The 20,860-nt window shown below is 58.2% G+C and carries 16 protein-coding genes and 2 tRNA genes; all 18 read right to left on the reverse strand.

Features of this window, described 5'->3' with window-relative positions; all coding sequences use genetic code 11:
* The coding region (locus N3G78_12160) for a hypothetical protein (GenBank protein MCX8118670.1) at window positions 1-871 on the reverse strand (871 nt) is incomplete at its 3' end.
* A gap of 13 nt (window positions 872-884) precedes the next feature.
* Complete coding sequence (locus N3G78_12165) at window positions 885-2,033, reverse strand: DUF1887 family CARF protein (GenBank protein MCX8118671.1); 1,149 nt, start codon at window positions 2,031-2,033, stop codon at window positions 885-887.
* Between the two features lie 95 nt (window positions 2,034-2,128).
* Complete coding sequence (gene cas6, locus N3G78_12170) at window positions 2,129-3,133, reverse strand: CRISPR system precrRNA processing endoribonuclease RAMP protein Cas6 (GenBank protein ID MCX8118672.1); 1,005 nt, start codon at window positions 3,131-3,133, stop codon at window positions 2,129-2,131.
* 357 nt (window positions 3,134-3,490) lie between these two features.
* Window positions 3,491-4,471 carry an electron transfer flavoprotein subunit alpha/FixB family protein gene (locus tag N3G78_12175; protein MCX8118673.1) on the reverse strand — a complete coding sequence of 327 codons (981 nt, stop codon included), beginning with the start codon at window positions 4,469-4,471 and terminating at the stop codon, window positions 3,491-3,493.
* Between the two features lie 33 nt (window positions 4,472-4,504).
* A complete protein-coding gene (locus N3G78_12180; protein MCX8118674.1) occupies window positions 4,505-5,299 on the reverse strand; it encodes an electron transfer flavoprotein subunit beta/FixA family protein in 795 nt (264 codons plus the stop codon).
* A 72-nt stretch (window positions 5,300-5,371) separates the two neighbouring features.
* The gene (locus tag N3G78_12185) at window positions 5,372-7,435 is read right to left on the reverse strand and encodes a (Fe-S)-binding protein (GenBank protein ID MCX8118675.1); all 2,064 of its coding nucleotides are present in this window, start codon (window positions 7,433-7,435) and stop codon (window positions 5,372-5,374) included.
* 18 nt (window positions 7,436-7,453) lie between these two features.
* Window positions 7,454-8,290 carry a hydrogenase iron-sulfur subunit gene (locus N3G78_12190; protein MCX8118676.1) on the reverse strand — a complete coding sequence of 279 codons (837 nt, stop codon included), beginning with the start codon at window positions 8,288-8,290 and terminating at the stop codon, window positions 7,454-7,456.
* 8 nt (window positions 8,291-8,298) lie between these two features.
* Window positions 8,299-11,427 carry a CoB--CoM heterodisulfide reductase iron-sulfur subunit A family protein gene (locus tag N3G78_12195; GenBank protein MCX8118677.1) on the reverse strand — a complete coding sequence of 1,043 codons (3,129 nt, stop codon included), beginning with the start codon at window positions 11,425-11,427 and terminating at the stop codon, window positions 8,299-8,301.
* Between the two features lie 64 nt (window positions 11,428-11,491).
* Window positions 11,492-12,649, reverse strand: a complete 1,158-nt coding sequence (locus N3G78_12200; GenBank protein MCX8118678.1) for a (Fe-S)-binding protein — start codon at window positions 12,647-12,649, stop codon at window positions 11,492-11,494.
* 22 nt (window positions 12,650-12,671) lie between these two features.
* Entirely contained in the window at window positions 12,672-13,220 is a 549-nt protein-coding gene (locus N3G78_12205) for a (4Fe-4S)-binding protein (GenBank protein ID MCX8118679.1), read from the reverse strand.
* A complete protein-coding gene (locus N3G78_12210; GenBank protein ID MCX8118680.1) occupies window positions 13,213-15,174 on the reverse strand; it encodes an aldehyde dehydrogenase in 1,962 nt (653 codons plus the stop codon). Before N3G78_12210 ends, N3G78_12205 begins: the two co-directional genes overlap by 8 nt.
* Before the next feature lie 90 nt (window positions 15,175-15,264).
* Window positions 15,265-15,705 carry a GNAT family N-acetyltransferase gene (locus tag N3G78_12215; protein ID MCX8118681.1) on the reverse strand — a complete coding sequence of 147 codons (441 nt, stop codon included), beginning with the start codon at window positions 15,703-15,705 and terminating at the stop codon, window positions 15,265-15,267.
* A gap of 7 nt (window positions 15,706-15,712) precedes the next feature.
* The gene (locus tag N3G78_12220; protein ID MCX8118682.1) at window positions 15,713-15,898 is read right to left on the reverse strand and encodes a DUF2080 family transposase-associated protein; all 186 of its coding nucleotides are present in this window, start codon (window positions 15,896-15,898) and stop codon (window positions 15,713-15,715) included.
* Window positions 15,899-16,183: 285 nt separating this feature from the next.
* Window positions 16,184-16,258, reverse strand: a tRNA-Cys gene (locus N3G78_12225).
* A gap of 2 nt (window positions 16,259-16,260) precedes the next feature.
* A tRNA-Gly gene (locus N3G78_12230) sits at window positions 16,261-16,335 on the reverse strand.
* A gap of 96 nt (window positions 16,336-16,431) precedes the next feature.
* Window positions 16,432-16,995 carry a CDP-diacylglycerol--glycerol-3-phosphate 3-phosphatidyltransferase gene (gene pgsA / locus N3G78_12235; protein ID MCX8118683.1) on the reverse strand — a complete coding sequence of 188 codons (564 nt, stop codon included), beginning with the start codon at window positions 16,993-16,995 and terminating at the stop codon, window positions 16,432-16,434.
* Window positions 16,996-17,011: 16 nt separating this feature from the next.
* Entirely contained in the window at window positions 17,012-17,614 is a 603-nt protein-coding gene (locus tag N3G78_12240; GenBank protein ID MCX8118684.1) for a lytic transglycosylase domain-containing protein, read from the reverse strand.
* Between the two features lie 146 nt (window positions 17,615-17,760).
* Complete coding sequence (locus tag N3G78_12245; protein MCX8118685.1) at window positions 17,761-20,847, reverse strand: efflux RND transporter permease subunit; 3,087 nt, start codon at window positions 20,845-20,847, stop codon at window positions 17,761-17,763.
* Between the last annotated feature and the right edge of the window lie 13 nt (window positions 20,848-20,860).

Genomic DNA, 20,860 nt, shown 5'->3' on the forward strand with positions numbered 1-20,860 from the left:
ATGTGTATAAGAGACAGCCATCTATGCAATGGATCAGTTGCTGATAAGTAGCATTCAAAGCTTCTTGTGTTACCCTGGCAACCGATTGGGAAAATGCACGAATGGCTTGCACATAAACGCGATTGTCCTCCGGCCTTGGATAGGTGTTGGCGATGGCCGCTATGCGCCTGCCCATCCCATTGCCGTCGGTATGGACGACTGCGATGTAACTGGACTCGCCCTTGGTGCGACCAAAATCATCAAAATCTTTTGGAATCTCATACCCGTTGAGCGTTAACTTCTCTGTTAGCCGTTTATGGGCTGCCTCAAAGGCTGCTTCTTTGGCTTTCACCTCGGCAGAAACGCGTTTACCATTCTGATTCTTATCCACTGCTGGCAGGTCAGTGTACTGGCAATCCGCCGTTACGCCTAGGCCCAGCAGCGGGGTAGAAACAATGGGATCATTTTTCTTACGCCGGACTTGCTCAAGGGAATCCTGCACCACCTGCGACAGAGCCTGGGTATCCCAGTCAAACTCGTTGTGCGCGATGACCAATCGCAAGCCGGGAGCATTTTGAAGCGTGCGGTGGGTCAGGCGGCGGGTAAACTCACGCGCCTTTTCCGGCGAGCGGAACAGCACCACCGTGTTGCCGCCGCCGGCATACACTAGTTCGGAGACCAAACTGCCTCCTTCAATGGCAACTTGGTCATCAATCCGACCACCTTGATCCACATTGGTCGCGCCCAGCGCCGCCAACTCCTGGTAAACCCAATCCTGCGTGGCGCAGCGCACCAGTTCTGATGCGCCCACGTTCTGTTTAAGGACGTTGCTGCCAAAGATGTAACCTTGGATTCCGATGGTATCTATGACGGTCACGGTCAGTTTTGCCATTGCACGTCTCCTTTCACGACGGTTGGGAGTTGAACCAATCCCGCAAATGGTCAGGTAAATTCGGCAAGTGTTCGGCGCCAAACACACGCACCTTGCCCGCAGCGTCCCAGGATTCTTCAATTTCCTTCTGAATTGCGGTCGGGTTACTATCCGGATTGTCTTCTGCTTTTGGGGCGCAGCAGACCAGCCCTATTCGGGCCTCGTCGCCGCCCATCTGCCGGGCGCGCACAAAAACTTCAAACAGCTTTTGCTTGGTAAGGCTACGCTTGGTTTCCGTCGTACACGAGATGGCAAATAACTGATACCCCCGCATAGCCACCACATCAAATTCAAAGTTGCGCTCCTTGGGGGTAATACTCATCGCAGTTTCGTGAATCTGGCAGTCTTTCGCTATTTGCTGCAACGACCATAGCGTATAGTGTTCCAGCCATTTACCATCCAACCATTTAGCCACTTCTATCACTTCCCTGTTCCATTGGGTTGCCAAGTCTTTCAAAAACCGGGCGCCTTGCCAATCTATAAAGTTAGGGAGGGAAAGGTCATCTAAACCTTTTTTGCGGATTGGGGTATCAGGCCCATTGCGGAGATTGTCGTCGCACCAACTTCGGAAGTTTTTGCAATTTATCCGTGCTAAAGTCTGAGCAATCTCTGTCCCGAATACGTCAGTTGCCGGTGGCCGCTTGAGCGTATAGCCGTGCAGCACAAGCAGAGTCTCAACTGTAGGCTGTACCTGAAGACCAACAGGGAATAACCGGCTGGGTTGGTCTCCTTGATCCACAACCATACTCAGTGTCCGTGCATCCAAGTAACTGAATACTGCCCCTTGACAATACTCCTCCACGGCCCGATATGCGTGAACGGCCATCGTCTTGGTGCCTCCTGTGTAATTCAGGCCGACATCTTGTTTGCCTTTTACATGCTCCGCTATTTTGTTGAAAATTTCTTCCCCCTGGGCTTCTTTGACTTCGATTTTGGTTACCCGACCTTTTTCAGCCTGCAAAGCCGCAATCAGACGGTCGGCCACCGTGGCGGTCTCGTCGGTGTGGAACAGGTAGATGTGTCCGCCCGGTTTTAACAGCAATTTCGCGGCGACATAGTTGGGCAGAGGATTTGTCCCCACCAAGAGAAAGAGGTTTTCTGATTGAGGAATATTATGGCTCATATCTTGTTGTTCTCCCGAGGGGCTGGGGTCCTGAAAGACAAAATATCGACATTAATCCTCTTCCAATAATGACTTACGGACCAAGCCGTAGTTCGTCAAAAAGATCGGGGGGTTTGGAGAAAACGTGAAGTTATTTGCTCCCCAATTTCATACCACCCATTGCCGAAGACGGCGTCTTCGCCGACGTGGAGGTATTCTCCGGCCAGAAGCAGAGGAAGGAATTCCTCTAGGTCCCCTTCAAAGGTCATCTCTCCTATGAATCCGCTTTGGTCGTGATAGGTTTCCTGGGTTCGGCTTCTTCGCCGCATCCCGACCCATTCGAGGTTGGAATGAACTTTCATAACCTTTGTGGCCCGCTCGGCAAGCCCAGAAAAATCAACCTCCAGGGGTCCTCCGCAATAGGAGACGGAGAGGGCATTGATCCGATCCCGAAGCCGTCGGACAAGATGGTGGAATTCGGGGTCTCTGACGAGCCTGCTCTCCCCTTTCCGTCCGGTGGGGTTGTATCGGACCCGGGTCGGGGTCAGGAATCGGAGGGTCAACCGGTCGCCCCGGAACTTTTCGCTCCTTTTGAGCAAATCTTCCCCTCTGATCTGGGCCTCGAAATTGGAAACCACGTTGGTCTCGGGATCATAGATCGAATCGTATCGGCCCCCTCGTAAAACTTCGATTCCATCGAGACTGAACCTCCCCCTGTTCAAACCGATCCCGAACCTGCCGAGCTCTTTGAATGGAACGATCACATAAGGGAGGCCACGGATCCGATCCCCCACCAGGACCATCTCGAACCTGAGGGGGGTGGCGGAGGTGTATTCCGTGGCCCCATCCAAAGGGGGTTTGATAACGAACCCCCGGGGGAGATTCTTGAGCCTCTTAATCTTCCCTGCGTCAATGGGGTTGAAGATCAGGGTGTAGGCACACCTCTCTTGCATGCTGCAGGCGTCGCAGGTTTCTTGATCTCGATTCAAACAGGCCAGCCTTCTCAGGGAAGACCCAAAGGCGCCCCTCAGGACACTCCCCTTCCATTGACCAAAAAATCGTATGGCGAAGTTGGGTCTGAACGTGAATCGATAGAGGGAGAAATAGAGTCTCTCGATCATTCCGAGGTCCTCGCGGGCGAGGCCGAGCCTCGGTTTTCTCGACTATACCAAAAACCGGATCAGGGTTCAATCATTAAAACACTATCCCCCATTGCGTTTGGTATGAAGGGCCCACCCCGAAGGGTCCAAGCGGTCATTTCATTTAAACACAGGACCTCCCCCAGGGAGTGTCCTATGTTTTTAATTTTCGAAAAAAGGAAGAGGGGTTCGAAGGTCCGATTCTCTGCGATTTTTTGGGGGTGATTCGATCGAAAGAGAGGACGAGGGGGGCGCTAAAATCGAGGAGGGAGCCAAAGGCCCCCTCCTCGGTCCCTAAAAGGTTCGCTGCTGCGAGGGTTTATTTCCCCTTTAATTCCTTCAGTTTGGCGGTGAGGGCGGGGAGGACTTCTTTAAAGTCTGCGACAATGCCGTAGTGGGCCACGTTGAAGATGTTGGCCTCTTTGTCCTTGTTGATCGCCACGATGTACTTGGATCCCAGGTGGCCGGAGATATGGGACAGGCCCCGGAGAGGGCCACGGCAATATAGAGCTTGGGGCTCACCACCTTTCCGCTCTGGCCGATCTGGGCCGATACCGGCGCCCAGCCCTCGTCGCAGGCAGGTCGGGTGGCTCCCACCGCACCGCCCAACACCCGGGCAAGCTCCTGGATCATCTCCCAATTCTTGGCGCTTCCGATGCCCCGGCCTCCGGCCACGACGACCTCGGCATCTTCGAGCTTCACGCCCTCGACCTCCTCCTTGATCCGCTCGACGACCTTCACCTTGAGCGTCGAGGGATCGACTTTCCCTTCGACCGGGATCACCTTCCCCTGCCTCGAATCGTTCCGCTCGGCAGGGGGCAAAGTTTTGGGCCGGACCGTGGCCATCTGAGGACGGGCCGCTTTGGCCACCATCGTCGCATGGGCATTTCCTCCGAAGACCGGCCGGGTCGTGACGAGCAGTTTTGTGGAGGGATCGATGGAAAGGCTCATGCAGTCCATCGCAAGGCCTCCTCCCAACCTTCCGTTGAGCCTCGGGGCGAGGTCAGAACCGATATCCGTGTAACCCATGAGCACGATCGAGGGAAGAAGGGCTTTGCAAAGGTTGGTCATCACCTGGGTATAGGCCTCGGGATGATACTGATCCAAAAAAGGGTCCTCCGCGATGTGGACCTGGTCGGCCCCGTAGGCGATCGCCTCCTGGGCCAGGCTCGAGGCCTTGCTTCCCATGAGAAGGGCGTTCAATGGCTCGCCGAGGTCATCGGCCAGTTTCCTTCCCGCTCCGAGGAGTTCAACGGTGACCGGTGCGAGCTTACCCTCCACCATCTCTCCGAGGATTAAAAGACCTTTATGCGCTTCCATAGGACCTCCTCCGTCTCCTGATAGGCTCTTTCATCAAATCAATTTGGCGATCTTTTCTGCCAGGGCGACCCCGGCCTCGGCCGGAGTGTTTGCGGCGATGATCTCGCACTGGGTCTTTCGGGTCGGCACGGAGAGGCCGATCACCTCCATATGGGCCTTCCCTTTATCCAGTTGGGAAGGATCCACCCCGATGTCCTGGGCCTTCCAGGTCGGGATCTGCTTTTTCCGGGCCATCATCAACCCCATCCCGCCCGGAAGTCGGGGGAGGCCGACCTCGCTGCTGACCGTCACCAGGCAGGGCATTGGCGCCTCAAGCACCTCGTAGCCGTCGCTCACCATTCGCTTCACCCGGACCGTCTTCTCCACCGCCTCGACCGATGCGGCGATCGTGATGAGGGGCAGCCCGAGCAGCTCGGCTAAGATCGGCCCCACCTGACCATCGCCCCAGTCGGCGGCCTGCCGTCCACAGAGGACGAGGTCGTAGGCCCCGATCTTCTGAATGGCCTTGGAAAGGACGTGGGCCGTTCCGAAGCTGTCGAGGTTTTCGAAAGCCGGGTCACTCAGCACATAGCCCTCATCGGCCCCCATGGAGATGGCATGTCTGATCACGTCGGCGGCTTTGGCCGAACCCAGGCTCAATACGGTGATCTTTCCCTTATGTTTGTCCTTGAGTCTGCAGGCCACCTCCACCGCCCTCTCGTCATAGACGCTGATCACGGGCGGAACGCCTGGTGGAGGGATGACCTGTTTGGTCGCCGGATCGATCTTGAATTTGGCCGGCGGGATCTCGGGGTCGAGAACCTGTTTGACGCAGACGACGATGTTCATAAGCTTCCCTCCTCGATGTGTTCCTAAATTGCTGTTCCTTCTCGCTTTGGAAAGGGCTCGGGCGGATGAGGCTTAGGACCTCATGGCCTCTTCGACCACCTCGACCAGATCCATGGCCTTCAACGCATTCTGGATGCCCTTATGATTGATCGCATCCTCGAACATCTGCAGACAGTAGGGGCAAGCGGCGACCACGGCCTCGGCGCCTGTCTTGACGATGTCTTCCAGCCGGGTCTGGTTGATCTTCGTCGTGCCGGGCTGCTCTTCGATCCACATCAATCCCCCTCCGCCGCCGCAGCAGAAGCCCGTCTGCCGGGAGCGCGCCATCTCCCTCAGGTGCCCTCCGGTGATGGAGCGGAGGATCTGCCGCGGTTCGGTGTAGAGGCCATTGTATCGGCCAAGGTAGCATGGGTCATGGTAGGTGAGGGTCGTCGGGAGTCCCTTCGGGCTCAGCCTCAACCTCCCCTGTCGGATCAGGTCGGCCAGCAGCTCGGTGTAGTGAAGGACCTTGAAGGCTCCCCCGAATTTCGGGTATTCGTGCTTCATCGTGTGGTAGCAGTGGGGACAGGTCGTTATGATCTCCTCAACGGCGTGGCTTTTAAAGACCTCGATGTTCTGTTCGGCCATCATCTGGAATTGAAATTCATACCCTGCCCTTCGGGCCGGGTCTCCGCAACAGGTCTCGCCATCTCCCAGGACCGCGAAGTCCACCCCGGCCGCCCGAAGGACCCGGGTCATGGCGAGGGTCGCCTTGACGTTTCGTTCGACCAGGGCGCCGGTGCAACCCACCCAGAAGAGGGTCTTGGCCTCTTCCCCATCGCCCAAAACCCTCACCTCGGCCTCGGACGTCCAGTCTCCCCTCAATCGCATCGACTGGAGGCCGGCCCAGGGATGGCCCCTCTGCTGCATATTTCTCAGCATGAGCTGGGCGCTTTCGGGCATCCGGCTCTGCTCCATCACTAAGTTCCGTCTCATGTCGATGATCTTCCGGATGTGTTCGATGCTGACCGGGCAGACCTCCTGACAGGCCCCGCAGGTGGTGCAGGCCCAGATCTCCTCCTCTTTGACCACCTCGCCGATCATCGCCTTGGCAGAGGTCTCGGCGGAAGGTTCGGCCGTAGAGCCAGCCTTTTGGCTTAGAAGGGCCGGCCCCGATTCGAGGAGATGCTCCTTCAGGTGATGGATGACCTCCCTTGGAGAGAGCGTCTTTCCGGTGAGCTGGGCTGGACAGTTCACATGGCACCGGCCACATTCTGCACAGGCGTAGAGATCGAGGAGGTCTTTCCAGGTGAAGTCCTGGATCTTCGAGGCCCCGAGGGTCGCCGTCCCTTCGGCCGCCTCGAGGGCCTCGAGGGGAATCGGACGAAGGTCGACCTTCGTATCGAGGGGCTTGAAGAAGGCATTGGCGATGGAGGCCAGGATGTGAAGGTGCTTCGAGCGAGGGATGTAGACCATGAAGCTGAGGATGACGAGGTAGTGGAGCCACCACATGAGGCGGTAGCCCGATTCGAGGGAGGCCTTTGAAAGTCCGGTGCCGGAAAGGTAGTGTGCCAGGGCCGATCCAAGGGGTGGCCAGGAGGCCTGAACCCCCCGGCTGGCGTGGTCGAAGCCCACGCTCAATACATGAAGGGCCATCAGAGAGAAGACCATCATCAGGATCACCCCTGCTTCGGCCGTGGGCTCGAGCCTCGGCGGTCGAATGACGTAACGCCGGATCGCGGCCACGATCAGGGTGAGGGTGACGAGGAGGGCCGCCAGATCGAGGATCGAAAAATAGAAGGTCTCGAAGGGGGTCCGTTCGATGTATTCAGAGAGGCCGAAGCCTCCTGCCAGTCCGACGAAGATGATATAACTGAGGAAGAAGAGGCTGAAGGACCAGAAGAGGAGGGCATGGGCCAATCCCGCCCGGTCCTCCCGTGACAGGGTCTTCAGGGTGCACCACTGGGGGACGACCTCCAGGACCATCTCCTTGAACCTTCGACCTTTCCGGTCGAAGCGGTTCTCTGGCCCGCCGAGCCGCATGAGGCGATAGAGGAGATAGGCCCTCTGGAGGAAGAGGCCGAAGGCAATGGCGAACAGAGCCCAGAAGATCACATAGCCGGGAAGCCCCCAGTAGGTCGCGCTGACCGGTGACACGGGATTCTCCTTTTCAGGTTAATTTTCCTTGCCTTTTCTGACGATCTTTCGTTTCTCTTCGGGAATGGGTGGCGGGACGGGGCCTCCGACGATCTTCGTCACCGCGCTGAATTTGGGCGGGCAGGCCTCGAGACAGGTCCCGCATTTGATACATTTCTCCTGATCGATGATGTGGATCAGGTTCTTGCCGCTGAGAATGGCATCGACCGGACAGCGTCGGGCGCAGCTCATGCAGGCCTGACACTTCTCCGGATCGATATAGTAGGAAGGAAGCTCCCGGAAGAGCGCCTCGATCTCCTCCCGGGTGAAGAGCTGGTCCCAGGATTCGCGCTCCTTCTGGCGGGTGAGGAGTTTCTCCCTCTTGGCGATCTTCAGGTACGGGATCAACGCCATGATCCGTTGCACCCTGGCCGCGGCCTCGCCCTCGTCCAACCCCTCGGCCTTGCCAAAGGGGCCGAGGGAACGGATCTTTTTGATGAAGTCGTTGACCGTCTCGGCGAAACGGCCTCCCTCGGCCGAAGACATGAATTCGATCCGGATCCGCTCCGGGTTCAACCCCACATACTCCATGATCCGCTTGCAGAGGAGGACCAGGTTCAGGGCATGGTAGTTGCCCTGGGTGATGTATTTGCATTCGTCGAGCCGGCAACCGGCGATATAGACCCCGTCGAGACGGTTCTGGAAGGCGCGGAAGACGAAAGAGAAGTCCACCCTTCCGGCGCACATCATCCGGACGATTCTCACCTCGTTCGAATATTGCAGTCTGGAAACTCCAGCCAGGTCAGCCGCCCCGTACCCTCACCAGTTGCAGACAAAGCCGATGATCCGGGGTTTGAACTTCGTGGCAGCGCTCATCTCTCCACCTACTCCTTCGATCGGGATGGGGTCTCCTTAAGCATCGCCCTCCAGTGTTCCTCGATCGCAGAATCGATCTGGGCAAAGAGTTGCCGATCGGTATAGTGCTTCAACTGAATCGCCCCCGTGGGGCAGACCGCATTGCAGAGGCCATCGCCCTTGCAGAGGACCGGGTTCATCTTCGCCTTCTTCCCCTGACGGGTCTCGTAGAGGTCGATGGCCCCATAGGTGCAGGCCTCCACACAGGCCCCGCAGCCGATGCATCGCTTCTCCTCCACCTCGCAGATGGAGCCGGAGGCGATGACCGTATCGTGGGAGAGCAAGGTCAGCACCCTCCCTGCGGCGCCATAGGCCTGGCTGATCGTCTCGGAGATGTGCTTGGGATAGTGGGCAAGGCCGCAGAGGTAGACCCCGTCGGTGCCGAACTCGACGGGCCGCAACTTGACATGGGCCTCCTGGAAGAAGCCGTCCGTCCCGAGGGCCACCTTGAAGAGCCTCGAAATCTCTTTGTTGTCGGCCGCAGGGATCGTGGCCGCGGCCAGGGCGACCAGGTCGGCATCGATCTCGAGTCTGTTTCCGAGGATATAATCCGTAGCCGTCACCTTCAGGACGGGCCTCCCCTCCTCTGAGGTCCCAGGTTCCACCGTGGGCCGATCCTCCGGTTCATACCGGATGAACTTGACCTCCTTGTTGGAGGCCTCCCGGTAGTAGTCCTCGCTGAACCCGTAGGTCCGCATATCCCTGAAGAGGATGTAGACCTCCGTCTTGGGATTGATCTCTTTCAACCGTAAGGCGTTCTTCACCGATTCGCTGCAGCAGATCCGGGAACAGTAATTCCTCTCCTCGTTTCTGCAGCCCACGCACTGGATCATCACGACGCTCTCGGCCTGAAGGACCTTCTCGTCTTTCCGCTCGATCGCCTCCTCCAGCTCGAGCTGGGTCATCACCCGATCGTCCTCTCCGTAAAGGTACTCCCGGGGACGGTAGACCTCGGCGCCCGTTGCGATGACCGTGGCCCCATGTTTGATCTCGGCGATCCTTCCGTTTGACTTCACCTTCGTTACAAAGTTCCCGATATAGCCGGTGGCCTCCGGGATCGTCGCATTGGTATAGACATGGATCTTGGGATGCCGATAGACCTTTTGGACGAGATCCTTCAGGAAGGCCTGGACATCCATGCCCTCCAGGGTATGGTGTATCCGGCGGGCAAGCCCTCCCAACTCCGGCGCCTTCTCCACCAGGTGGACCTCGTGTCCCTGATTGGCGATGGAGAGGGCGCAGGTCATTCCGGCGATGCCGCCACCGACCACCAAAGCGGTTTTGTTCACCGGAAGGTCGAAGTCCTTCAGGGGTTCGAGAAAACAGGTCCTCGCCAGGGACATCCGGACGAGGTCGTTGGCCTTTCGGGTCGCCTCCTCCTTCTCCTTCGAGTGGACCCAGGAGCAGTGCTCCCTCACGTTGGCCATGTCGAGAAAGTACTGGTTGAGCCCCCCTTCGCGGAGGGAGTACCGGAAGGTGGGCTCGTGCGTCTTCGGGGTACAGGCCGCGACCACGACCCGATTGAGCCTCTTCTCCCGGACGACGTTCATGATCTGGTTGGTCGATTCGGTGGAGCAGGAGAAGAGCTGCTCCTGGGCGTGGACGACGTGAGGCAGGGTCAGGCTGTACTCGACGACCGCGGGCACATCGACGACCCTGCCGATGTTGGCACCGCAATGGCAGACGAAGACGCCGATCCGGAGTTCCTCCTCGGAGACATCCCTCTCAGGCGGAAAGACCCGCTCCTTGGTCAGCTTCCCCCTCCGGTAATTCAACATCTCGCCGCACTGGGAACTGGCCCCGTTGGCCGTGAAGACCGATTCGGGGATGTCGGTGGGGCCTTGGAAGGTCCCGCTGACGAAGATCCCCTGTTTCGAGGTCCTCATCGGGTTGGTCAGGCCCGTTTTACAGAAACCGTGGGGGTTGAGCTCGATGCCCAGTTTTTGGGCCAGGGCTTGCGCCTGGGAGGGAGGGGTCAGGCCGACCGAGAGGACGACCATGTCGAAGGCCTCCTCTTTGACCCCCTCCTCGGGAAGGGAATATCGGACGATCACATCCTTGGTCGCCGGGTCCTCTCCGACGATCGTGGCATAGCTCCGGATGAAGCGGACCCCTGGAAGCCCCGAGGCCCTGGCGTAGAACCGTTCGAAATCCTTTCCAAAGGACCGGATGTCATTGTGGAAGACGACGCACTCGGCCTCCGGGTGATGGTCTTTCGTCAAAATCACCTGTTTCTGGGTATAAGTGCAGCAGACGGTCGAACAGTAGCTGTTCCCCCCGGGGATGACCTGTCTGGAGCCGACGCACTGGATCCAAGCGACCTTGTGGGGATGCTTCAGATCGGAGGTCCGGAGGATCTCCCCCTCGTAGGGCCCAGTGGAGCTGAGCAACCGTTCGTAGTCCATGCTGGTGACCACGTTCTGGAGGCTTCGGTAGCCGTATTCGTCCCTGACCCTCGGGTCGTAGGGCTCGAAGCCCGGTGCCAGCAGGATGGCCCCCACGTTGACGGTCACCTTCTCCGGGGTCTGGGTGAAGTCGATCGCCTTCTTCTCGCAGACGGCCTCGCAGATCCGGCACTTCTTCTCCTTTAAATAGAGGCAGTTCTCGTCGATGTAGGTGATGAGGGGGATGGCCTGGGCGAAGTAGATGTGGATGGCCTTGTTTTTGGAGATCTCCTGGTTGAACGGGTCGGGCACCTTGACCGGGCAGTACTCCACACAGGTGTTGCACCCGGTGCACTGACTTTCGATCACGTAGCGGGTCTTTTTCAGGATGGTGACGCGAAAGTCCCCTGCCTCGCCCTCGACCTCGTCCACCTCGGCGTAGCTGAAAACCTCGATGTTGGGATGCCGGCCGACCTCGACCAGTTTGGGCGAGAGAATTCAGATGGAGCATTCGTTGGTCGGAAAGGTCTTGTCGAGCTGCGCCATCCTCCCGCCGATGGAGGGACTGCTGTCGACGAGGTAGACCTTGAACCCCGCATTGCCAAGATCGAGGGCTGCCTGAACGCCGCTGATCCCTCCGCCCACGATCAACACGTCGCCGAATCGCTTGGTCGCCAATTCCCGAATGAACCGTTCGATCTTTTCTCTTTCCACGACTCTCTGACCTCTTGCCGAACCCTTGACGGGTTCCGGTCCATGGAAGGGGGTCCACCCCCTTTCAAATCACTTCCCGCACGACCTCGGTGAGGTCCATGATCTCGATCGTCTTTCCTTCCTTCAACGTCAAGCGGCTGTCTTCGAACTGGGTGATGCAGTAGGGGCAGGCCGTCACCAGGACCTCCGCACCGACCCCGATCGCCTGTTCGAGCCGGATGTCGGAAAAACGCTCCCCCTTGGCCGTCTCCATCCAGATGCGACCTCCACCCATGCCGCAGCAGAGGCTCTTGTCCCGGATCTCTGGCAGCTCGACGAAGGTCAAGCCCGGGATCTTCTTCAGGATCTCCCGCGGCTCGTCATAGATTCCGTTGTGCCTCCCCAGGAAGCAGGGATCGTGATAGGTCACCTTCCGAGGATAGTCTTTTTTGAAGGTGATCTTCCCCTGCCTGAGGAGCTCGAAGAGAAACTGGGTGACGTGGAGGACATCGAAGTTGACCTTGAACTCGCAATACTCGTTCTTGAAGGTATGGAAGCAGTGGGGAGAGGTCGTCAAGATCTTCTTCACCCCGGTCTCGATATAGGTCTTGATGTTCTCCTTGGCCAGGTGTTTGAAGAGGGTCTCGTTTCCCGTCTTTCGGACGCTCTCTCCGCAACAGACCTCCCTCGGCCCTAAGATTCCGAAGTCGACCTCCGCCGATTTGAAGATCGTCGCGGTGGCGGCCGAGACCTTCTTCAACCTCGGCTCGTAGCTCGGGTAACAGCAGGGGAAGTAGAGAAATTCGGTCCCCTCGGTGAACTCCTTCACGTCCAGGTCCCTGGCCCAGTTGGCCCGGTCCATCGGCTCCTGTCCCCAGGGGTTGCCGACGCTGGCGATGCTGGTCGTGACGGTCCGGAGGTTTGGGATACTCGTCGGGACTACGCCGTCCGGCACGAGAAGCCTCCGCATCGCCCTCATGACGTCGATGATCTCCACGCCCCTCGGGCAGCGCTCCACACACTGACCGCAACTGGCGCAGAGCCAGAGGTCCTCTGCCTCGAAGGGGACCAGCCCGTACTTGGCCTGATTGACCAGCCGTCGGAGGAAGAACGTCCTGACCCGGTTCCAGGGGCAGACCGTATCGCACTTGCCGCACTGAAAGCAGAGTTTGGCCGCCTCCCCTCCGGCCTCCTTCAGGCCGTCGATGACCATCTTAAAAGGTGTCAAGGGAACGGTTTCCATTCGTCTCTCCGATCTTCCTGTTCTATCCCTTCCTGGCCGCCAACCGGGCGACCGCATCGGTCACCTTCTCCAGCCCGTACTTGTCTACAAGCGCCTCAAGCCCCACTTCCATCTCCTCTTTCTTCGCCCCCTCCTCTTCGTCCACCTCCTCCTCCCTCTCCTCGTAGATGAGGGCCTCGTTCAAGCACCACTGGACGCAGAGGGGTTTCTCCCCTGGTGGATTGTCCTCGCACATATCGCATTTGAGGGGAAGTCCTGAATCGGGCTCCTTGAAGAGGTCCCTTGAGGGGCAGGAGGCCCGGCAGAAGTCGCATTCGTTATACTCCTTCCCGTCGATCACGTATTTGTCCCGGCCCATACATTCGGCGGCCGTATACTCTCCTGCATAGACCGGCAGGTAGACGTCCTTGAGGGGGGAGCGGATCAGTCGGATCCGCGACCGGGCCGGGTTGTTGCTGCTATATTTCGGATTGGCATGGAAGGCCGAACAGATGAGCTCACAGGCCCGGCAGCCGTTGCACTTGTCGAGATCGATCTTGATCGTCTTGATCTTCTTCTTGATCTTAGCCATTTTTGATGATCCCTCTCTCTTCTAAATCCCTGGCGACATAATCGAGCCCCAGCCGCTCCAGGGTCTCCTTTTTCGGGATGCCGTTGTAATCCCAACCTTTATATTCGTAGTAGCTGGTGAGGAGTTTTTCTTCGAGCTCGGGGAATCGCTTCTTCCAGTGGTCTTCGGGCGGTTTCTCCTCCTCCCGGGTCAAGCCCCTCCTCACGTTGATGGCCCGGATCAGGTTCCGGTTCCGGTGGTAGATCTCGTTGAGCCCCTCCTCGTCCATGTCGATCCCAAGGGCCGCCGAGATGAAGTGGGGGTAATTGTGGATGTGATAGGGAGGCTTGAGGGGGAAGGAGGAGAGGCCGGCGCAAACGCCGAGGGCGTCATCGATATAGTGCATCTTCTCCATCCACTCGACGATCTCGCAGGCCATGGGGACCGTGGGATAGTAGGGGTTGGCCTTCTCTCCCCTGGGTTCCCAGTCGAGAAAATACTGCTTAAACCGGTCGTCGGGCACCTGAATCCAGTCCTTGACGAACTCCTCCCGCTGCTCCCTCAAGGGGAATGGCTCCTGGGGGAACTGGCCCTCGATCTGGGTGATGTTGGCCTTCTCTCCCGTGCAGTACATGAGAAAATAGACCGGGTTGAACATGTAGAGCTTGAGGGGAAGTTGCTCGTGCTTCTTGATGTTGTTGTGGGCGAATTCCTCGGCCCCTTTTCCGATCTGCTTGGCCGCCCAGTAGGTGCCATTGGCCAGGATGTCGCCGATCCCTTCCCGCCTCACGATCCGGTCGAGGAGCCAGTAAAACCTCCCTTCGGTATCGGCGGGCATCCCGGGCATGTCCTGATCGGTCAGGATGCCGGCCTCGTAGAGTTCGAGGGCGAAGGCCATGACCTGGGGCGTCGAGAACCCGTCGACGCCGTATTCGGTCGCCCTCTGGGCGATCCGGAACCCGAAGTCGAGATCCGAATAGGCGGCCATCGTGTAGGTGAGCTTGGAGTAACATTTCATCATGTAGGTCGAAAGGCCGGGGACGGAGATGATCGCCCCGCACTTGAGGGGGCAGTTATAGCAGCTGATCAACCGGGTCCGGACGCTCTCCTGGACTTGCCGCCACTTCTCCTCGACCTCTTTCGTCCAGAAGTCTTTCCTGCGGGTGCGGGCGTTGCCCCACATGAAGCCGGTCGTATGCCACCTCTCGTCGACCAGCTTCAGCTCCTGGGGAGAGCCCAAGCCCTCGAAGATGGGCTCGACGTACTTGATGGGATTCTCGGCACGGTACCGGATATATTGGAGAACCTCGTTGCAGAGCTGGATGAACTCGGCAGGCCGGGCCACGCTGATGTCCTTGGTCCCCCGGACCGCGATCGCCTTGATCCCCTTGTCCCCCATCACCGCGCCGATCCCGAGCCGGCTGGCGCTGGAGCGTCCCTGCTCGATGGAGGCCATATAGACCCGGTTCTCCCCTGCCAGGCCGATGGCGGCCACCTGGATGTTCGGATCCTTCAGCTCCTGTTTGATGAGCTCGGCCGTTTCGATGGCGCCCTTGCCCTTAAGGTGGGTCGCATCCCGGATCTCGACCTTATCGTTGTGAATATAGACGTAGATGAGCTGGGGAGACTTGCCCCGAAAGATGATCTTGTCGTATCCCGCATACTTCAATTCGGGCGCGAAGAACCCTCCCATCATGGAGAAGCCCATATAGAGGGTTTGGGGCGAGATCGTCGTCAGGATGGTCCGGTTGGCGCCTATGGCAGGGGTGCCACAAAGGAGGCCCGCGCCGAAGATGAGGAGGTTGTCCGGCGAAAAAGGCTCGATCTCGGGGGGGACCCGATCCCACAAGATCTTGGCATTCGTCCCCAACCCGCCCAGATGGAGTTCTGTCCATTTCGGGTCGGTCTCGACGCGCTCGATGTTCCCTGTGGAAAGATCGATCTCTAAGTTATATCCGGTCTCTGCATACCTCATATGAACGCCTCCCCATGATCATCCTTTCACAAAGGTTTGGCCTCTTTACGATACGGGCCCTCATCGCCTGCGGCCCACAAAGCCGAAGGATCAATCCAAGTTCTTTCTGAGATTGATGAAGGGCGAACGGTCGAACCCGATCGCCTTGAAGAAGGAGAGCATATCGCCGGCATCCCAGCGCACGGAGGTGTGGATATCCCGGATGCCTTCCCTCTTGAAGAACTGAAAGAGCTTTTCGGCCAGTGCCCTTCCGATCCCCTCTCCCATCCGCCGAGGATGGACCCCGACCACCTCGATCCACCCGCTCTCGGCCAAGCCGAACCCCTCCCCTTTGATCTGCCCGATGATGAACCCGACGACCTCCCCATTTTTCAAAGCGACCAGGCCTAAAGCCCCCTCCTTTTTGAGATGGTTCTCCACCATTTGAATCCACTTCTTCGAGACCTTTTTCTGCAAGATGGACTCCTGGATCGTTGCGATTTGGGAGAGGTCCTCTTCCCTGATCTTACGAATTTTGATCCCCTTGACCATCTCGTCCTCAATCGATCCGGATGATTTTGACCCGCTTTCCGACCCATTCGGGCGGAAGGTAAACCCGGCCGCTGTTTCCGCTCTGCTTTACCTCTTTCTCGATCATCTCCTCTCCATAGACCTCAAACTTCGACTTGTTCTGAGGAGTCGGGGGAGGAGGGGCCTCGGATTTGGGTTCTCTTTTCGGGACCATAGCGTATCGCCGAATTAAAGGGATCTCATTAAAGTGAACGATTTCAAACTCTTGACCATCCCTTATAATGAAGCCCTTCCCGGTTGTCAAGTGGTGCGAGTGTCTATATAGTAGCTACAAAGTAATTATAGCGGAGTCCCCACCCCCTGTCAAGGAAAATGTGAGGCCGAATTGGTGGAAGTGAGGGGATGGCCGATCGAGGAGGACGAAGGAGGTGAGAGACCCCCCCATAAATGAAAGGGCTACCGGAAGCCGTCCATGCTCCGTAGCCCTTTAGGTTTCCCCTGGAGGCGGCAACCGGATTTGAACCGGTGAATAACGGTTTTGCAGACCGTCGCCTTACCACTTGGCTATGCCGCCCATGGAGCGGGAAACGGGATTTGAACCCGCGACTTCAACCTTGGCAAGGTTGCACTCTACCGCTGAGTTATTCCCGCCCCTTTCCGGAATAGAAAATTAAACGATTTGAACCCTAAAGTCAATAGGCCATCTCATTCCGGTCAGGAGATCGTCGCAGGACGATCCCCATGGCCTCAGCCGAGGACCTTCCCGAGGAATTTTCTGAAGTAATCGATCCCCGAGACCACGGCCAGGATCAGGGCCAACCAGAGAAGGACCATCCCGATCAGCTGGAAGTCGACCGACAGAATTGAGCCCGGCAGGAGGAGAAAGAAGACGGAGGCCATCTCGAAGGCGGTCTTGTATTTCCCGATCGGGCTCGCAGAGATGACGATCCCTTCGGTGATGGCCATCCCCCTTAATCCGGTCACCGCGATCTCCCGGCCGACGATCACGATCACCATCCAGGAGGGAATCCCCCTGCAGGGGATCAGGCCGATCAGGGCTGTCACGATCAGGAGTTTATCGGCCAGGGGATCGAAGAATTTTCCAAGGACCGTGACCCGTTTCTGACGTCTCGCAAAGTAGCCGTCCACCCAGTCGGTGAGGGCCACGAGGAGAAAGAGGAAGGCCGACAGGATCTGAAAGGCCTTCTCCGTCCGGTAGAGGAAGAAAAGAACGAAGGGGATGGCCACGATCCGAATGGCCGTCACTCCATTCGGCAGGCTCAACAATTGATTCCAACCGGTATGGGTCATCCGAGAGGGGAACCGATCAATGTTTATAGAGCTGATAATAGGTCAAGACTTTCCGCACATAATCGATGGTCTCTCGATAAGGCGGGATGGCTCGCAACTCCGATACGATCTTCTCTCCCGCGTTGTAAGCGGCGAGCGAGAGGCGGAGGTCGTTGTTGAAGAGAGAGAGGAGGTATTTAAAGTACCGAACGCCCCCGTCGATGTTCTCCCTCGGGTTGAAAACGTTGGCCACGTTCATCCGCTGGGCGGTCTCAGGCATCAACTGCATCAACCCCATGGCCCCTTTCCTCGAAACGGCCTGGGGATTGAAACCCGATTCGACCCGGATCATGGCCTTGAGCAGCGCGAAGTCGATGTTGTACCTCCTTGCGAATTCTTCGATCAACCCGTCGAACCGGTTTTGAAGAGGGTCGGAGGCCCCGGCTCGATAGGCAACCTCCTCGGCCCCCCCGTCATCTCGGGCTTCCTTGATATAGAGTTTGAACCTGGCATCCGGCGGGCAGTTCGTAAAATGGACCACGCCGTTCTCATCCACCCACTTGTAGATTCCGGCCGAAGAGCTACCGGGATTGAGAAGAAGCCCTCCGATGAGGATCGAGAGGATGACCAGGGGGATCAAAAAATGGGCCTCCTTTGAAGGAAGATGCTAAAATTCTTACCAGTTTTTCTCGGATCTGTCAATATCGGTCTTTTAATTTCCTTTTGGATTCAATGGGTTTTGAGAGAGACGCCAGATCCCCTCGCCTTGACCCGACTCCCGATAATTTAAGAATGCAAACCTCGTGCCTTCCTTCCCCTCAAGGTCTTCCCCAACCCGATCTTGAGGTCATCGATCAAGGTATAGGCCACCGGGATGACGAAGAGGGTCAGGAGGGTCGAGGCAAACATCCCGCCGAAGGTCGCCCGGCCCATTCCAGCCCTCAGCTCGCCACCGGCGCTATATCCCAAGGCCACCGGCAGGACGCCGAACATGGTGGTCACCGCCGTCATCAGAATGGGTCTAAGCCTCACCGGCGCCGCCTGGAGGAGGGCAGCCTCCCTCTCCATCCCCCTCTCCCTCAACTGGTTCGTATAATCGACCAGGAGGATCGAATTCTTGATCACCAGGGCCGTCAAGGTGATCATGCCGATCATGCTGATGATGGAGATCGTATCGCCGGTGACATAGAGCGCACCAAAGGCCCCAACCGTGCTCAGGGGAAGGGCGAGCATCACCGTCAGGGGGTGGAGGAAGCTGTTGAACTGCATGGCGAGGACGATATAGATGATGACGATGGCCTGGATGAGGGCCTGGATCAGGTATCGAAAAGATTCCCGGAAGGCCTCTGCCTGGCCGAAAAAACTGTGGGAATAACCGGCGGGGAGATATCTTTTTGCCAGGGCCTCGGCCTCCTGGATCGCCTCACCCAAGGTCTTCCCCGGCCCTGTATCGGCATAGAGGGTGGCGCTTCGCTGCCGGTCTTTCCGGGTGATCACATTGGGGCCCACCCCCTCCTCGACCTTCACGACTTGGGCCAGTTTGATCAGCCCGCCCTTGGGGGTCCGCAGGGTGATCTGACCGATATCGTCCGGAGACATCCTCTGATCCTGGATCAGCCTCATCCTCACATCGTACCGCTTAGCCCGTTCGACGTCCTTAAATTTCGAAACCTCCTGCCCTCCGACCATCTGAAGGATGGAGAGGGAGATCTCCCGGACATCCACACCGAGATCGGAGGCCCTCTCCCGATCAATATAGACCCTCACCTCCGGTTTGGTCAGCTCGATGTCCGAACTGATGTCGACGAATCCCTTCAGGTTGAGCATCTCTCCCATGATCTGGTTGGCGATCTTCTCGAGTTCCCGGATGTCCGGCCCCTTGAGGTCAAGCTGAAGAGGGGCTCCCCGTCTCCCTCCCAGGGCGACCGGTTCGAAATCCTCCACATAGGCCCTGACCCCGGGCACGGTCTTGAATCTCTCCCGGAGGGCGGCCATGATCTCGTGCTGAGAACGCTCCCTTTCGTTCCGATCCCTCAGGGCGACCATCAAAGTCCCCTTGTGCACCTCCTTCCGGGCGCCCACCCCGATCGCCGAAAAGACGCTCTTGACCTCGGGAAGGCCGAGGATCATGGCCTCGAGCCTCTCCATCCTCTCGTCCGTGTATTGAAGGGAAGACCCGGTGGGGGCCTCCACGTGGACGATGAAGCGGCTCTCATCCGATTTCGGGACGAACTCCGTTTTAAGTTGCTTGAGGATCCAGAGGCTGCCGAGGAAGACGAGCCCCGCCACGAGAAGGACCATCCATCGATGGCTCAAACAGAATCGAAGGGCCTTTCGATAGCGTCCCTCCAGCCTTTCGTAGGAGGTGTGAAAGAGGTGGTAAAGCCGGCCATGGCTTGCCTCGACCCTGAGAAACCTTGAGCAGAGCATCGGGATGAACAGAAGGGCCACGACCAAGGAGGCGACGACCGACGTGGCCACCGTAACGCCAAATTGGAAGAAGAAGCGGCCGATGATCCCGCCCATGAACGCCACAGGGAGAAAGACCGCTACAATCGAGAAGGTCGCCGCCGCGGCCGCAAAGGCGATCTCCGAGGTTCCCTCCCTGGCCGCCCTCATGGGATCCTTTCCCTCCTCCATATGACGGTAGCAATTTTCGAGGACGATGATGGCGTCGTCGATCACCACCCCCACCATCATGGAGAGGGCCAGCATGGTCATGTAGTTCCGGGTAAACCCCATGAAATACATGATCCCGAAGCTCGAGATGAGCGAGGTCGGAATAGCCACGGCGGTGATGAGGGTGGTGCGAAGGTTGAGTAGAAAGACGATCATCACCGCAGCGGCCAGCAGCCCTCCCAAGAAGACGTCATAGGAGACATCGGAGATGGCCTCCTCGATGAAGGTGGAGGAGTCGAAGGAGAGGGCGATCTCCACCCCCTGCGGAAGGGATCTCTGGATCTCGGGGAGTTTCGCCTTGACGATCCGGGCCACCTCCACCACATTGGCCCCGGACCGCGGGACGATGCTCAGGCCGACGGACGGAATCCCGTTAAACCGGGCGATGGACCGAAGGGGCTCGACCCCGTCCTCGGCCCAGCCGACGTCCTTCAAACGGACCGGGCCGCCGTTCTGATAGGAGAGGATGAGCTGGTTGAATTCCTCGATATTGCGAAGCTCCCCCAAATTCCGGACGGTAAATTCCCGATCGACGCTCTCGATCAGCCCCCCGGGAAGCTCGATATTCTTCTCCCGCAAGGCCCGGGCGATATCGGTTGGGGTGAGGCGATGGGCCTCCAGCCTCCTCCGATCCAGCCAGATCCGGATCTCGCGCTTCGCATACCCCTCCAGTCGAATCGTCCCCACGCCCTTGATCGACTCCAGCTGGGGCTTGACGATCTCGTCCGCGATCAGCCCCAGCTTCTGGAGGGGCAGCTGCCCCTTCATGGCGATCCAGAGGATGGGCATCGCATTGATGTCGAGCTTATCGATGATGGGCGGGTCGATGTCCGACGGAAGCCTCCTCTTGGCCAGATCGACCTTCGCCCGCACATCCTGGACCGCCGAGTCGATATCCCGGTAGAGTTCGAACTCCACCACGATCTGGGAAAAACCGTAACCGCTCGTCGAGGTGATGTGCTTGACCCCCTCGATCGTGTTGATCTCCTCTTCGATCGGATCGGTCACATCGGTGTCCATCACCTCGGGCGCGGCCCCCACCAGGGTCGTCGTGACGGTCACGTAGGGAAAATCGACCTGCGGAAAGAGATCGATTCCGAGGCGTTGGAAGCCGAGGAGGCCGAAAAAGACCGTGGCCACGATGACCATCGTGGCCACCACAGGCCTCCGGACGGAGAGATCGGAAAGAAACATCGCCTTCCCTCGG

Source organism: Thermodesulfobacteriota bacterium (genome assembly GCA_026415035.1).
GTDB lineage: Bacteria > Desulfobacterota > BSN033 > BSN033 > UBA1163 > RBG-16-49-23.